Source organism: Cyclobacterium plantarum (genome assembly GCF_011290685.1).
GTDB classification, from domain to species: domain Bacteria; phylum Bacteroidota; class Bacteroidia; order Cytophagales; family Cyclobacteriaceae; genus Cyclobacterium; species Cyclobacterium plantarum.
The window spans coordinates 113,038-128,781 of the sequence record NZ_JAANYN010000009.1 but is presented as its reverse complement, the minus strand read 5'-3'; the positions used below and the strand labels follow the sequence as shown (position 1 = coordinate 128,781).

Annotated in this window: 14 protein-coding genes and 1 tRNA gene; 14 read left to right on the top strand and 1 reads right to left on the bottom strand. The window is 43.6% G+C overall.

Annotation, left to right across the window (positions count from 1 at the left end; translation table 11 throughout):
• Position 1: 1 nt before the first annotated feature.
• The 13 genes from trpA to rplT all read left to right on the top strand — a co-directional run bounded on the left by trpA (position 2) and on the right by rplT (position 14,697).
• Positions 2–775 (top strand): tryptophan synthase subunit alpha, encoded by a 774-nt coding sequence (gene trpA, locus G9Q97_RS19220; protein WP_166149829.1) that lies wholly within the window; start codon positions 2–4, stop codon positions 773–775.
• Entirely contained in the window at positions 772–1,791 is a 1,020-nt protein-coding gene (gene aroF, locus G9Q97_RS19215) for a 3-deoxy-7-phosphoheptulonate synthase (RefSeq protein ID WP_166149827.1), read from the top strand. The genes trpA and aroF overlap by 4 nt, the downstream gene beginning before the upstream one ends.
• 500 nt (positions 1,792–2,291) lie before the next feature.
• A complete protein-coding gene (locus G9Q97_RS19210; protein WP_166149825.1) occupies positions 2,292–3,068 on the top strand; it encodes a phenylalanine-4-hydroxylase in 777 nt (258 codons plus the stop codon).
• A gap of 67 nt (positions 3,069–3,135) precedes the next feature.
• Positions 3,136–4,725, top strand: coding sequence for a sialate O-acetylesterase (locus tag G9Q97_RS19205; RefSeq protein ID WP_166149824.1), 1,590 nt, complete (start codon positions 3,136–3,138; stop codon positions 4,723–4,725).
• Between the two features lie 96 nt (positions 4,726–4,821).
• Entirely contained in the window at positions 4,822–5,325 is a 504-nt protein-coding gene (locus tag G9Q97_RS19200) for a DNA topoisomerase IV (protein WP_166149822.1), read from the top strand.
• 5 nt (positions 5,326–5,330) lie between these two features.
• On the top strand, positions 5,331–7,232 hold the full coding sequence (locus G9Q97_RS19195) for a DNA topoisomerase IV subunit B (RefSeq protein ID WP_166149820.1): 1,902 nt from the start codon (positions 5,331–5,333) through the stop codon (positions 7,230–7,232).
• Between the two features lie 208 nt (positions 7,233–7,440).
• Entirely contained in the window at positions 7,441–10,047 is a 2,607-nt protein-coding gene (locus G9Q97_RS19190; protein WP_166149818.1) for a DNA gyrase/topoisomerase IV subunit A, read from the top strand.
• A 335-nt stretch (positions 10,048–10,382) separates the two neighbouring features.
• A complete protein-coding gene (locus tag G9Q97_RS19185; protein ID WP_166149816.1) occupies positions 10,383–10,637 on the top strand; it encodes a type II toxin-antitoxin system Phd/YefM family antitoxin in 255 nt (84 codons plus the stop codon).
• Positions 10,634–10,891 (top strand): Txe/YoeB family addiction module toxin, encoded by a 258-nt coding sequence (locus tag G9Q97_RS19180; RefSeq protein ID WP_166149814.1) that lies wholly within the window; start codon positions 10,634–10,636, stop codon positions 10,889–10,891. The genes G9Q97_RS19185 and G9Q97_RS19180 overlap by 4 nt, the downstream gene beginning before the upstream one ends.
• Positions 10,892–11,449: 558 nt before the next feature.
• A complete protein-coding gene (gene thrS / locus G9Q97_RS19175) occupies positions 11,450–13,405 on the top strand; it encodes a threonine--tRNA ligase (RefSeq protein WP_166149812.1) in 1,956 nt (651 codons plus the stop codon).
• A gap of 85 nt (positions 13,406–13,490) precedes the next feature.
• On the top strand, positions 13,491–14,042 hold the full coding sequence (infC, locus tag G9Q97_RS19170; protein ID WP_166149810.1) for a translation initiation factor IF-3: 552 nt from the start codon (positions 13,491–13,493) through the stop codon (positions 14,040–14,042).
• Between the two features lie 21 nt (positions 14,043–14,063).
• Complete coding sequence (rpmI, locus tag G9Q97_RS19165) at positions 14,064–14,258, top strand: 50S ribosomal protein L35 (protein ID WP_073096640.1); 195 nt, start codon at positions 14,064–14,066, stop codon at positions 14,256–14,258.
• Positions 14,259–14,352: 94 nt separating this feature from the next.
• The gene (gene rplT / locus G9Q97_RS19160; protein WP_166149808.1) at positions 14,353–14,697 is read left to right on the top strand and encodes a 50S ribosomal protein L20; all 345 of its coding nucleotides are present in this window, start codon (positions 14,353–14,355) and stop codon (positions 14,695–14,697) included.
• Positions 14,698–15,166: 469 nt separating this feature from the next.
• On the opposite strand, the gene G9Q97_RS19155 is transcribed toward rplT, so the two are convergent.
• Positions 15,167–15,240, bottom strand: a tRNA-Met gene (locus tag G9Q97_RS19155).
• A 91-nt stretch (positions 15,241–15,331) separates the two neighbouring features.
• Between G9Q97_RS19155 and G9Q97_RS19150 the strand changes: the two genes are divergently transcribed.
• Complete coding sequence (locus G9Q97_RS19150; protein ID WP_166149806.1) at positions 15,332–15,733, top strand: START-like domain-containing protein; 402 nt, start codon at positions 15,332–15,334, stop codon at positions 15,731–15,733.
• Positions 15,734–15,744 lie beyond the last annotated feature (11 nt).

Genomic DNA, 15,744 nt, shown 5'->3' with positions numbered 1-15,744 from the left:
TATGAACCGCATAGATAAATTATTTCAAAACAAGAAGGAGTCGATTTTGTCCATTTATTTTACCGCTGGTTTCCCTCAGTTGGAAGATACCCTGCCTATTATGGAAGCCATCGAAGCTGCCGGGGCAGATATCATTGAAATAGGTGTGCCCTATTCCGACCCCATTGCTGATGGACCCACCATTCAGGAAAGCAATAATGTAGCCCTGAAGAATGGGATGACACTTCACCTTTTGTTTGAGCAGCTAAAAAATCTGAGGGAAAAGATTAGCATTCCCGTAATTTTGATGGGGTACTTGAATCCAGTGGTGCAGTATGGAATGGAGGCCTTTTGCAAAAAGTGTAAAGAGGTAGGCGTGGACGGACTTATTTTGCCTGATTTGCCCATGCAGCAATACCTGACCGAATACAAAAGCCTGTTTGATGCTTATGATCTCAGGAATACTTTTTTGATTTCACCTCAGACATCCGAAACCCGTATCCGGCAAATCGATCAAAATACGGATGGGTTCATCTATATGGTTTCATCTGCCAGCATTACCGGTGCCAAAAAAGCCGTGTCACCCGAGCAAATAGCTTACTTCGAGCGGGTAAAGGCCATGGAACTATCAAATCCAAGACTGATCGGCTTTGGCATTTCAGATAAGGCTTCGTTCAATACTGCTGCGGCCCACTCTCATGGTGCCATAATCGGTAGTGCCTTTATCCATGTGCTCCGGGACTCAAAGGATCTGAAAAAAGACATTTACCATTATATTCAAAGTATTATAGCATGATCATTCAACTTAACCAGGATATCAGTATTTCCCAAAAAGAGGCCTTGATGGATAAAGTCAACCGCATGGGCTACAAGGTGACGGAAGTAAAAACCCAGGTGGGAGATTACCTGATAGGTATCGGTAAATCTGCTTTCGATATCAGGAAAATTGGGGTGCTTGACGGTATTCAGGATATACATATCGTTTCCGATGAGTACAAGTTGGTTTCTAAGAAATGGAAAGTAAAGCCCACAAGAATTGATTTGGGTGAGGGCATTGGAATAGAAGACGGGGATATGGCCATCATTACCGGGCCATGTTCCATTGAGTCCGAAGAACAGATTGCCAAGGTGATAGCCCACATGAAGGAAAACCAGATCACGATGATGCGGGGTGGTGTTTTCAAGCCCAGGAGCAGCCCTTATGCTTTTAGGGGATTGGGAATGGATGGGCTTAAATTATGGTACCAACAGGCCAAAGCTGCGGGGATCAAAATTGTAACTGAAGTCATGCAGGTATCCCAGATTGAGGAAATGCACGATTATGTAGATGTGTTTCAGGTAGGTGCCCGAAACACCCAGAATTTCAACCTTTTGGATGAATTGGGAAAGGTGGATAAGGCTGTGATGATCAAAAGGGGGATATCCGGAACCATAGAAGAGCTCTTGCAATCTGCCGAATATGTTTTCTCCGGAGGAAATGAAAAATTGATCCTGTGTGAACGAGGGATCAGAACCTACGAGAAGGCCAGTAGAAATACACTTGACCTGAACGCTGTACCAATCCTGAAATCCAAATCCCATTTACCCGTAATAGTAGATCCGTCCCATGGAATCGGTATCAGGGAATTTGTGCCCCAAATGGCATTGGCCGGGGTGATGGCAGGTGCGGATGGCATCATCTACGAGTCTCATGAAAACCCTGATAAAGCCTATTCAGACGGGCAGCAAACCTTAAATTTTGACCAAAGTGCCCTTCTGGCCGATCAGATCAGAAGAACATTTGCTTTGAGAAAAACTTTTGATTTATTGTAAAGGCCATGCCCTGAAGTTATAATTTGGCCGGGAGTTTAGGTTTTATGCTACCGGCTGCGAGTTCTTTTTAATAAGACCAGGTTGGAGTCCCTTTCTTTTCTTGATGGTGGTGTTTGCGAGCTTACTTTATCCGGGAAAACCTTTTTTAAGGGAAAAATACCCTTTCCTGATGGACATGAGTTGGAAAGCTGTCTCCGGCTGATTTAGCTGTAGTTAGGAAAGCTGGGTATTTCCCGTCTGCGAAGGGATGGACCTTCAGCTATTTTTGGCACGATTTTTTGCCCAATTTTATAACATGATCGAGATAAAAAAATAATTTATAGTTTCTATCGTTATAAATTTAAAATTTACCTGGTAAAAACATGAATCTGTAAAGAGTACTAAACAGGAAGTATATTTTTTCGTTCTCTTAAAAGAAGGTTACCCGGTATTTGCCAGCTGCAGGATTTGAATGAAGAAGGGGAAAGTGTGGGTATTCCTAACCATTGAATGAAAGCATAATGATTGAAAGAAAACCGGAAGATGTTTTTTTAGACCCCAGGCTAAAAAAGCTTGATCAAGAATATGACAGCTATACCCCTGAAGATTTTCAGGTTTGGAGAATTCTTTACGAGCGTCAATATAAAATCCTCGCAGGAGCCGCCTCTGAGAAATTCATGAAGGGGCTGGAAACCATTGGGTTTTCAGCAGACAGCATAGCCAATTTTGAGGAGGTAAACAAAAGCTTGGCAGGGGTAACCGGATGGGCCATTCAGGTTGTACCGGGTTTGATCGATGATGACCTGTTTTTTAGTCTGTTGTACCACAAACGTTTTCCGGCCTCTACCTGGCTGCGCAAAAAAGAAAACCTGGATTACCTGGAGGAACCGGACATGTTTCATGATGCCTTTGCCCACCTGCCTCTACTTACAGACCCGGATTACACCCGTTTTTTAAAAGACCTGGCAGCAATTGCGCTCAAACACATAGATAACCCCCTGGCCATTGACCTGCTTTCCAGGATTTATTGGTACACCATAGAATTTGGTTTGATTCGGGAGAAAGGGCAACTCAGGGTTTATGGGGCAGGTATTCTTAGTTCAGCCGGGGAGACTAAATTTTGTTTGTCTGATGAACCCCAACACTTTCCCTATGAAGTGGAGATGGTATTGAATACCCCATACTGGAAAAATAAATTCCAGGACAGGTATTTTATTATCGAGGATTATGCCGCTTTATATACTTCGGTTCCCCTGATAGAAGAAAAATTGGCTGGGCTGTTGGAAAAAGGTGATTAATTTGGGGGAATTTCAGTACTTTTTATTTATTCTTGGGTATTCATGTTAACAGGCACAAATACCACATATGATGAGCCCTCTTTTAAAAAGATCATTTCTTTTACCCTTATTTCTTTTTCTTTGTGGCCAATTGTCAGCACAAGATTCTCTGGACATTTACCTGGGCATAGGGCAATCCAATATGGCAGGCAGGGCAGAAGTGAAGGAGGACTTGGCAGCTCCTTTAACCGGTGTTTATCTATTTACCGGAACCGATTGGGTGCCTGCGGCCAATCCCATGAATATTTATTCCAGTATAAGAAAGGACAGCAGCATGCAAAGGCTTAGTCCTGCCTATGGCTTTGTGCAAAAAATCAGTGCGTTGAATCCAGAAAAGAAAATTGGTATGGTGGTGAATGCCAAAGGGGGGAGTGCCATTGAAGAATGGTTGCCGGGAACTCATTTTTTTAACGAAATAGTAGCCAAATCCAGGCTTGCAGCAAAGAATGGCACGATCAAAGGGGTAATATGGCACCAAGGGGAGTCCAATGTTAACAGGGCGGACCAGTATTTGGACCAGCTCAGTCAGTTGATCGTCGCTTTGCGGGATACCCTGGGCCTGGCAGACCTTCCTTTTGTGGCGGGGCAGGTCTCTGAGGACAAAGCAAATAGGAAACCTTTCAATCAAATGATCCTTAATTTACCTGATAGGCTGCCCTATACTGCAGTGGTAAGCAGCCATGGAACGACTACCTTTGACAGTACTCATTTTGACAGTCCCAGTCAGATTTTGCTGGGAGAAAGGTACGCCTATAAAATGCAGACACTATTGGATCAGAAACAGGCAAAAGAAAGCTTCGCCTTTGGCGTGATAGCCGATGTGCAATATGCAGATGTGGCAACCGCCGGCAAGCGCAATTACCGGGGAACCCTGAACATTCTTGAACAAACCATTCCATTTCTGAATGCCTATAATCTCGACTTTTCTGTCAGTCTGGGCGATCTGATAGACAGGGACTTTGCAAGTTTCGACAAGCCCCTGGCCCTACTGGAGAACAGCCGGGCACCTTTTCACCATGTTTGGGGAAATCATGACTTTTCCGTGGCTGACAGCCTCAAGCAGGAAGTGGGAAAAAGACTGGGCAATGAAAAGGGTTACTATGCCTTTGAACATGGAAGGATGGTTTTTTTGGTTTTGAATGGCATGGATATCAGTCTGGAAGGTCACCCTAAAGGCAGTGAAAATTATAAAAAAGCGGAGGCAATGATGGCCGGATTGGAGGTTGCAGGCGCCAATAATGCCAAGCCCTGGAACGGGGCGATCGGAAAAGCCCAGATGCAATGGTTAAGCAGTCAGGTAAAGGATGCAGAAAGCGCAGGTAAAAAAGTGTTGGTCTTTTGCCATTATCCCCTATTGCCTGAAAATGGCCTTCACCTGCTCAACAGCCGGGAAGTATTGGATACCATAGGCAAATCCCCCGCTTTGCTTGCCTGGTTTTCAGGACACCACCATGAGGGGAATTATGTGCAAGATGAACATGGGGTGCACCACCTGACTTTTGAGGGTATGGTGGAAGCCACTTCTCCGGTACTAGGGGCAGTGGTGACAGTACACCCAAATAAATTAATCATCCATGGCATTGGTCATGAAGCAGATCGGATACTGGAATTCAGGTGATTACTCCCGGGTACCCCTGGTCCATTGAAAAGCCTCTCGAAATTTCCCCTTTTGGTACTGGATTAATTTTTATATTAGCGGATTAAAAGAGAAATCATGTATACCCGTTTTGCCAAAGTGTTTTATTTTCTGTCCATAGGTTTATTTTTGTTTTTATTGTTATATGTGTATGCGGCTTTGCCTGAATTTGCTACTTATGTTGTGAACGAAGCAGGGATGCCACTCAAGCAGGTGAGCAAGGATAGTTTCTTTTATGGTACGGTGGCTTTGTTTTTGGTTTATAATCTGCTCTTGATCATACCAGCCAAATTAATAGAAATGAAAATCAATGTTTCATTAAAAAAGCTGTTTCCGGTAGGAGATCCCTACAGGGATAAAATGCTCTCCTGGATCTATTCATTTATTGGCATACTCAATATTGCAACGGCTGTGCTTGTTTTTTATATCCACAGCCTTAGTAATCAAAATGAAATCAGTAGTTCAGAATTCAGTTTCTTTTTTTACCTGGCTCCGGTACTGATGCTGGTTTGGGTGTTGGTGCTCTTTTACCTTTTGGCAGGCAAAATGAAACAAGTGAGAACGGGTAATATTTTAAGTTGAAAAATATGGCAGCTAACGTACAATACACAGAAGACAGCATCAAATCCCTTGATTGGAAGGAACATATCCGGCTCAGGCCAGGTATGTACATTGGGAAACTGGGTGACGGCAGTGCTCAGGATGACGGTATTTATGTGCTGGTAAAGGAAATACTGGACAACAGTATTGACGAACACATGATGGGTCACGGAAAGACCATTGAAGTAAAAATCAGCGAGCACAAGGTCGAAATCAGGGATTATGGAAGGGGTATTCCCCTGGGCAAGGTCATCGATTGTGTATCCAAAATAAATACCGGAGGGAAATACGATTCCGGGGCATTTCAAAAATCAGTAGGCCTCAATGGAGTCGGTACCAAAGCTGTCAATGCACTTTCGGAAAACTTTATGGTACAGTCCTTCCGGGAAGGGGAGAGCAAAGTGGCTTTGTTTCAAAAAGGAGAGTTGGTCGAAGACAGAAAGGTAGAAAAGAGTTCAGAAAGAAACGGTACAAAGATTGTTTTTTCTCCGGACTCCACAGTATTCAAAAATTACCATTTTATCCCGGAGTACCTTGAAAATCAGATCTGGAATTATGCTTTTCTGAACTCAGGGTTGACCATCAATTTCAATGGGGTCAAATTTTACTCCCAAAATGGCTTGCTGGACTTGCTCGACAGAAAAGTAGATGAGGATAGCCGCAGGTACCCCATCATCCATTTAAAGGGCACAGATATAGAAATCGCACTTACTCACTCCAATCAATATGGAGAAGAATATTACTCCTTTGTTAACGGGCAATTCACCACCCAGGGGGGTACACACCTGTCTTCATTCAGGGAATCCATTGTGAAGTCGGTCCGCGAGTTTTTCAAAAAAGATTATGATGCCTCTGACATCCGGCAGAGCGTAGTGGCCGCCATTGCCGTAAGGGTGCAGGAACCGGTGTTTGAATCCCAGACCAAAACCAAACTGGGTTCTCACAGCGTTGGGCCGGATGGACCCACCCTGCGGACCTTTGTCAATGACTTTGTAAAAGTGGAGTTGGACAATTACCTGCACAAGCACCCGGACACGGCCAATGCCCTGCTAAAAAGGATATTGCAATCTGAAAGGGAAAGAAAAGAAATCTCCGGAATCAAGAAACTGGCCAATGAAAGGGCTAAAAAAGCCAACCTGCACAACAAAAAGCTTCGGGATTGCAGGGTGCATTATGATGACAATAAGGCGGATGCAGAGTTAAAGGACGGTACCATGCTGTTTATCACAGAGGGTGATTCAGCTTCTGGATCCATTACCAAGTCCCGGAATGTACAGACCCAGGCCGTCTTTTCTTTGAGAGGTAAACCCTTGAACTGTTATTCAATGACCAAAAAGGTGGTGTATGAAAATGAGGAGTTTAATCTCCTGCAGCATGCTTTAAATATAGAAGACGGTATTGAGGGCCTGCGTTACCGTAAAATCGTGATTGCCACTGATGCCGATGTGGACGGCATGCACATCCGCCTGCTGATCATGACCTATTTCCTGCAATTTTTTCCTGATCTGGTCAAGAATGGGCACCTGTATATTCTGGATACGCCCCTGTTCAGGGTCAGGAATAAAAAGGAAACCATTTACTGTTACACCGATGAAGAACGGCAGCGGGCCATCCATAAATTGGGTAAAACGGCTGAAATAACCCGGTTTAAGGGTTTGGGAGAGATATCGCCCGGAGAGTTTGGCGGGTTTATTGGAGAAGATATCCGTCTTGAGCCGATTATTCTAAATAAGGAGACCAAAATTGCAGACCTGCTGGGATTTTATATGGGCAAAAATACCCCTAACCGGCAAACTTTCATCATCGATAACCTGAAAATAGAAAAAGACATCGTTTTTGATGATCCGGCGGTAAAGACAACGGAAGAGGAGGAGACCGAGGCAGTCTGATGACTGGTGGGCATTTAAGTTAGGGTATTTCACTTTTTGTGAAACAACCTCCTTTATTTCATTTTTTATGAAAAGGTAAGGACCTATGGTTTTTCTAGATGTATAAGATCTTTGATAATCCAGTTATGCAGAAAGTAATCCGTGGTATATCTTTGACGTGATATTTTACGGCTGAATGAATTATGGATTGGAGTTATTTGAATAAAATATGAGTGATAACGACATAAACCCCGAAAACGGGGACGAAAGTTTGCACGATTCTATCCCCGTCACAGGGATGTACAAGGACTGGTTTTTGGATTATGCCTCCTATGTGATCCTGGAGCGGGCGGTTCCGGCCATAGAAGACGGGCTTAAACCCGTGCAGCGCCGCATCCTACACGCCATGAAGGAAATGGATGATGGACGATTTAACAAGGTGGCCAACATTATTGGACAGTCTATGCAATACCATCCTCATGGAGATGCTTCTATAGGCGATGCCATTGTGAACCTGGGGCAAAAGGACCTATTGATCGAAACACAGGGTAACTGGGGAGATGTACGTACCGGTGATGGTGCTGCTGCGGCCCGGTACATTGAAGCCAGGCTATCCAAGTTTGCCCTGGAGGTGGTTTTCAATCCGCAAACTACGGAATGGCAGTTGTCCTACGACGGAAGAAAAAAGGAACCCGTAACCCTGCCGGTAAAATTCCCCTTGCTGCTGGCGCAGGGAGTGGAGGGTATAGCCGTGGGCTTGAGCACCAAAATCCTCCCACATAATTTCTGTGAACTGATCGAAGGATCCATACAAATTCTCAAAGGCAAAAAAACCAACCTGCTTCCTGATTTCAACACTGGTGGACTGGCCGATTTTTCCGAATACAATGAAGGTCTGCGTGGAGGAAGGGTAAAGGTCCGTGCCAAAATTGAAGAAGAGGACAGCAAGACCTTGCTGATCAAAGATATTCCCTACGGTACCACCACCAACTCCCTGATCGAATCTATAATCAAAGCCAATGATAAAGGCAAGATCAAGATCAAAAAAGTAGTGGACAATACGGCCAAGGAGGTGGAAATCCAGGTACAATTGGCTTCCGGACAATCTCCCAACATGACCATTGATGCGCTGTACGCGTTCACCGATTGCGAGGTGAGCATTTCGCCCAACGCCTGCGTGATCATCGAGGAAAAACCCGTTTTCCTGACGGTAAATGAAATTTTGGAATACAATACCCATCAGACCAAAACCCTGCTGAACCGGGAGCTGGAAATCCGTAAAGGGGAATTGATGGAGAAGTTGCTTTTTTCTTCTCTCGAAAAGATTTTTATAGAAAATAGGATCTACCGGGACATCGAAGAATGCGAAACCTGGGAAGCAGTTATCGAAACCATCGATAAAGGACTGGAACCCTTTAAACCCGAATTTTACAGAGAAATTACCCGGGACGACATCATTCGGCTCACTGAAATCAAAATCAAGCGTATTTCCAAATTTGACACTTTTAAGGCAGACGAACTGATGCGGAAGCTTCAGGAAGAGCTGGAAGAAGTAAACCATCACCTGGAAAACCTCACCGATTATGCCATTCAATACTATAAAAACCTGCTAGGAAAATATGGCAAAGGCAAGGAGAGAAAAACCGAGATTCGCACTTTTGACACCATTGCAGCCAATGTGGTAGCGGCAAACAATGCAAAATTGTACGTGAACCGGGCAGATGGTTTTATCGGATACGGTCTAAAAAAGGATGAGTTTGTCTGCGATTGCTCGGATCTGGATGATATCATTGTCTTCCGCAAGGATGGTGTTTGCCAGGTGTCCCGGATTCAGGACAAGGTATTTGTGGGCAAGGATATCATTCATGTGGCAGTGTACCGGAAAGGGGACGAGCGCATGGTCTACAATCTGGTGTATCTGGATGGTGCCACCGGGAGGGCGATGATCAAAAGGTTTCAGGTGCTGAGCGTGACCAGAGACCGGGAATATCCGCTTACCAAAGGGACCAAAGGGTCTAAAATTTTGTATTTTACGGCCAATTCCAATGGAGAAGCCGAAATCATAACGGTTTACCTGACAGCAGGGAGCAAAGCCAGGATCAAGGTTTTCGATTTTGATTTCAAAGACATAGAAATCAAGGGAAGAGGAGCTCAGGGAAATATTTTGACCAAACATCCTGTTCGGAAAATTCAGCTCAAAATGGAAGGAGTTTCCACTTTGGGGGGATTGAACATCTATTATGACCCCTCTGTGGGCAGACTCAATACCGACGAGCGGGGTGAATTGGTGGGAAATTTCCTGGGGGATGACAAAATCATCGCTTTTTTCAAAGACGGTCATTATGAACTGACTAATTTTGAATTGACCAATCGCTTTGATCAGGAAAACCTGCTGCTGATTCAAAAATTCGATCCGGAAAGGGTTGTTTCTGTTATCTATTTTGATGGGGCCAGCAAGCAGCACTTTATCAAAAGATTTCAGATAGAGACATCAACCTTAAACAAGAAGTTTAATTTTATTTCTGACCACAGAAATTCGCGGCTAATAGTGGTCACCACCGAGAAGCAACCACAGGTAAAGGTGAAATTGCAGAAGGGAAAAGAGGTTGAGGAAAATGTTTACGATATGGACATGCTCATTGATGTAAAGGGTTGGAGGTCCGTTGGTAACCGGCTGAGCAACCATGCGGTAAAAGCCGTGCAGTTGGTGGAATCAGAAAAAAGAAAGCAGGGCAAAGCCGATGAAAACCTTTCTGTTGGCTCCACTGTCAATTTTGATCTGAAGAAGAAAGACGAGGATGATGATGAGGATAAGGAGCAATTGGGCTTGTTTTAATCCGGCTTGCATCTTGCTTCGTTTCCGAAATTTTCCGGGTGGTTATTCCTACCACTCCCACTAATGTTGTTTCTGGAATAAATACACCCGAGTAAAAGCCGGGGCATAAGCAAATTATCTTTATCAGATCGAAGGCCGGTATTTGCATGTTGGATTCCCTTGCAAATTGGATGGGAATGAGTAAGGTTAGTCATCAAACCAATTTCATATAGCCCAGTAATGTCGGAAGGGCACATTTTTTATCTGAATGTTGGCTCATTTGTCTGAGAAACATTTTCCTGGTATCCTGAATTTGGTATATTTGTACATGTTTGTGTACAAAAATAATTAAAAGCATGCTGACAACCACTTTATCCGACTTCAGGAAAAATATTAAAAAATATCTGGACAGTGTTACAGGTAATTTTGAAACCTTGATTATTAACCGCGGCAAGGATACCGGGGTAGTGATCATTTCCTTGGAAGAGTACAATTCGCTTACGGCAACTCAGCATGAATTATCCTCAAAGGCCAACGAAAAGAGGCTTGATGCGGCTATCTCCAAACTTAATTCAGGTTCCTCATTTGAAAAAGGCCTGATAGAGGAATGAGGTTAGTGTTCGTGGATGAATCCTGGGAAGACTACTTGTATTGGCAGCAGACGGATAAAAAAATGCTGAAGCGAATTAATTCCCTGATAAAGGATATTGCAAGGCACCCATTTGATGGAATCGGTAAACCCGAGCCACTGAAATACAAATATTCCGGTTTTTGGTCCAGGAGGATTAATGGTGAACATCGACTGATTTATCAGGTAAAAGCAGATGAGATTTTGATTGCAAAATGCAGGTTTCATTATGATTAGATAGAAGGGACTCAGAGGGCGTTAGGAGCTGGCTTATAGGGTGTTTTAAGGTGTTTGCCCTGCTGTTCGACATTTGCAATGTCGAATCCAGATAAACAGGATTTGCAATCCTGATTACGGAGACACCAAAGCCATTGCACACAAAATCCCTTCACCGCAAAGGAGGGCGGAGGATTATTATTTTTTCAAATACGTCCGGGGATTACAAATCCCCTTCATCTGTACCACGGAATTACAAATTCCGCAGAGCGGTTTAATTTAGGGATAAATTCACCAAAGATAGCCACAGATTTACACAAATTTTTTGGTCTGATTCAAAACCCCGGGTTGCGCCTAGGGTTATTGTGGTTGAAGCCCTTCAGGCTTCGGCATCGAATAGCAGTTTGTTTCTTAAGGTATCTGCCAAGACTAGCTAAATCCCAGCCAATCCAGCCCCCATTATCCCAATCCCAGTGATAAGCCCGGCTTCCTCTTTTTTTTCCCCTCCCGAATGTGCATATTTGCAGTCCGTTAAAATCACCTGTTTGTAAAGGTGTAGGTTAAACAGAAAGCGAAAGCATGTCAAAATCCGAAAATGAAATCAATGTAACCTTTCCCGACCAATCTGTCAGGATATTTGAAAAGGGAGTTACCGGCCTGGATATCGCCAGGAGTATTAGCGAGGGCCTGGCCCGGAATGTTCTGGCAGCAAAGGTAGATGGTGAGGTATGGGATGCTACACGGCCGATAAATAAAGATGTGAGCATTTCCCTGCTTACCTGGAACGATAAGGAAGGAAAATCCACTTTTTGGCATTCTTCTGCCCACCTTTTGGCTGAGGCACTGGAAGCCCTTTATCCCGGAATTAAATTTGGTATCGGGCCTCCGATAGCTCAGGGGTTTTACTACGATGTGGATTTTGGAGACATGACCCTTGAAGGGGCAGAGTTGGAAAAAATTGAAGCCAAAATGGTGGAATTGGCCCGGCAAAAAAATGAATACATCCGCAGGGAAATTTCGAAGGATGAAGCGGTCAGTTATTACCAAAACAAAGGAGACGAATACAAGCTTGACCTTTTGGACAGGCTGGAAGATGGCTCCATTACCTTTTACAAGCAGGGTGAATTTACCGATCTTTGCCGTGGGCCACACATCCCGAATACGGGATTTGTGAAAGCCGTGAAATTGCTCAATATCGCAGGGGCATACTGGCGTGGCGATGAAAAAAACAAAATGCTTACCCGGATTTACGGCATTACCTTTCCCAAAGCCAAAGAATTGAAGGAATACCTGGAGATGCTGGAAGAGGCCAAAAAACGGGATCACCGTAAGTTGGGCAAGGAGTTGGACTTGTTTACCTTTTCGGAAAAGGTGGGTATGGGTTTGCCCTTATGGCTTCCCAAGGGCACACTGCTTCGTGAGCGACTGGTCAATTTCCTGAAAAAGGAGCAGGATCATTCCGGTTACCAGCAGGTGATTACCCCACACATAGGTCACAAAGCCCTGTATGAGACTTCGGGCCATTATGAAAAATATGGCAAGGACTCCTTTCAGCCCATCACCACACCCCATGAAGGGGAGGAGTTTTTGCTGAAACCCATGAATTGCCCCCACCATTGTGAGATTTATAAAAGCAAGCCCAGGTCCTACAAAGACCTGCCGGTAAGGTATGCCGAATTTGGCACCGTGTACCGGTACGAACAAAGCGGTGAACTGCATGGCTTGACCAGAGTGAGGGGCTTTACCCAGGATGATGCACACATCTTTTGCCGTCAGGATCAGGTAAAAGAGGAATTTATCAAAGTCATCGATCTGGTCTTGTATGTATTCAAAGCCCTGGGCTTTAATGATTACACAGCGCAGATTTCACTCCGGGATCCTGAAAACATGGAGAAGTACATTGGAGAGGGGGAGGCCTGGAACAAAGCGGAAGCAGCCATTATTGAAGCCGCTTCCGAAAAAGGGCTGCAGACGGTCACTGAACTTGGGGAGGCGGCTTTTTACGGGCCAAAGCTAGATTTCATGGTCAAGGATGCCCTGGGAAGAAGCTGGCAATTGGGTACCATTCAGGTAGATTACCAGTTGCCTGAGCGCTTTGAGCTGGAATATACCGGTTCTGACAACCAGAAACACCGACCAGTGATGATCCACCGGGCACCTTTTGGCTCACTGGAGCGTTTTGTGGCAGTGCTTATTGAGCATTGCGCAGGGAATTTCCCACTTTGGCTTGCGCCGGAGCAATTGGTGATCTTGCCGATTTCCGAAAAATTTGCTACCTATGCGGCCAAGGTCAAATCTTTGCTAGGAGATAATGGTATTTCCGGGGAAATTGACAACAGGGATGAGAAAATTGGCCGGAAAATCAGAGATGCAGAAGTGAAAAAGATTCCATTCATGGTTATCGTAGGTGAAAAGGAGCAGGAAGAAAATGAGCTTTCCTTACGAAAGCACGGTGAAGGGGATATGGGAAGCTTCAAGCTGGAGGATTTTGTGGCTTACTTTCAGGGAATCATCAGGGAATCATTGAATAAATAACAGTATAATAATTTGTTGGTTTTTAATATTTAAAAAATTATTAGATATTTGCAGATTGAAACTTTAAACAACAACCATAACTATTTTGAGAGGAAAAAGAACGTATACTCCGAGACAAGAGGAACCATATAAGGTAAATTCAAAAATCAGGGCCAGAGAGGTCAGGGTTGTGGGGGATTTTGTAGAGGGGGGCAATGCCGTCATGGCGACAGATAAAGCCATTGCTCTTGCCGAAGAAAACGGACTTGATCTCGTGGAAATTTCTCCTTCTGCTGCACCACCTGTCTGTAAGGTGATTGATTATGCCAAGTTCAAGTACGAACAGAAGAAAAAGCAAAAAGAAATCAAATCAAATGCAGCCAAAACGGTAGTCAAAGAAATACGTTTTGGTCCCAATACTGATGACCATGATTTTAATTTCAAATTAAACCATGCCATAGGTTTTCTCAAAGACGGGGCAAAAGTAAAGGCATATGTTCATTTTGTAGGACGTACCATCGTGTTTAAAGAACGGGGAGAAATGTTGCTGTTGAGATTTGCCCAGGCCCTTGAGGATTATGGGCAGGTAGAGCAACTTCCCAAAATGGAGGGCAAAAGAATGAATATCTTTGTGTCCCCAAAAGCTGGTAAGAAATAATTTAACTAATCATATACGGTAATGCCAAAAGTAAAAACAAAATCAAGTGCCAAGAAAAGGTTTAAACTTTCTGCCACTGGAAAAATCAGAAGAAAGCATGCTTTTAAAAGTCACATCCTGACCAAAAAATCTACCAAGAGGAAGAGAAATCTTACCAAAATGGGGGAAGTTCATGAGACGGATGAGGGAAGAGTAAGAGCAATGCTAAGAATTTGATCAAAATCAAATTAAAAAGGTTAAAAATTCACCAGATTTTTGGTTTGATAAGTCTTTAAAGAACAAAGCACCAAAGGTCAAAAACTAAAAAAAAATGCCAAGATCAGTAAATGCCGTGGCTTCAAGAGCCAGAAGGAAGAAAGTATTAAAAGCTACAAAGGGATACTTCGGAAGGGGTAAGAATGTATGGACAGTAGCCAAGAACAAATATGAGAAAGGCCTTCAGTATGCCTACAGGGACAGAAAGGTCAAGAAAAGAGAATTCAGGGCTTTGTGGATACAGCGGATAAATGCAGGTGTCAGGCAATATGGCATCAGTTATTCCCAGTTTATGGGAATGTTAAAGAAATCCAGTATTGATTTGAACAGGAAAGTGTTGGCAGATCTGGCCATGAATCATCCTGATGCATTCAAAGCTATAGTTGAAAAAGTAAAATAAGGATTACCGTTTTTCCCAATAAAAGGCCCTCTTCGGAGGGTTTTTTTATTTCCCCATTTTGTGATTAGGCTTTACTTTTTTGAAATTTTCCTTATATTACTTTTCCTTTAGTCTTTTTAATCCGGATGATCTGTTTGGTTTCCTGATGAAGGCTGAAATTAAAAGAAAATCAGGCAGTTTGGAGATTGAGTCACAGCAAGGCTATGGTGAATTTGAAAACTGCAACGAAGTGTCTGATTTTGTCCCGAACTCGGGATCAGTCTGCAATTGAATTCCTAATGCATATTTAGGGTTCAATGAGATTGTTTTAAAGAAATGCGGTTTATGCTTGACATGCTTATTCGCTGAACAGAAAGTTGACAAGCAAATAGGACTTTGACGTATGATGCTTTGACGTTGAGCAATTGGAAACAATGCCAGCAGCTTTGGTCAAAAAAAAGGTCTCCTGTGGGAGACCTGAAATTAATTGTAGCGAGGAGGGGAATTGAACCCCTGACCTCAGGGTTATGAATCCTGCGCTCTAACCATCTGAGCTACCTCGCCAAATGGGAATGCAAATATGTGAGGATAATCCTTGAATTGCAAATATTGGAGAACCAAAAAAAAACTTTTTATAACCAGAAATACTAAGGCCATGGAGAAAATTAAATTTGTTGCGGATTACCAGATAAATACCTCCAAAAAGATTATTTATCCGTATCTAAGTACGGCCAGTGGTTTGTCACAGTGGTTTGCAGATGATGTGGTCATTAATGAAGACAAAATTTATAACTTCATCTATGATGGGGAAAACCACTTTGCCCGTCCGGTTATCATGCGCACCAATCACCATGTGAAATTTGAATTTTCCGACCCCTATGAAGAAGAGGAGGAAGAATCGGACAAACCATTTATTGAATTTAAACTGGAGGAAAACGAATTGACACAAACCTTTTATCTGCGTGTCATCGAGTATGGCGATGCCTACGATGAGCAGGAGCAGGCCTCCATTTGGGAGGGTTTAATAGGTAGCTTAAAGGAAATAATCGGAGGATAAACGAATCAGAA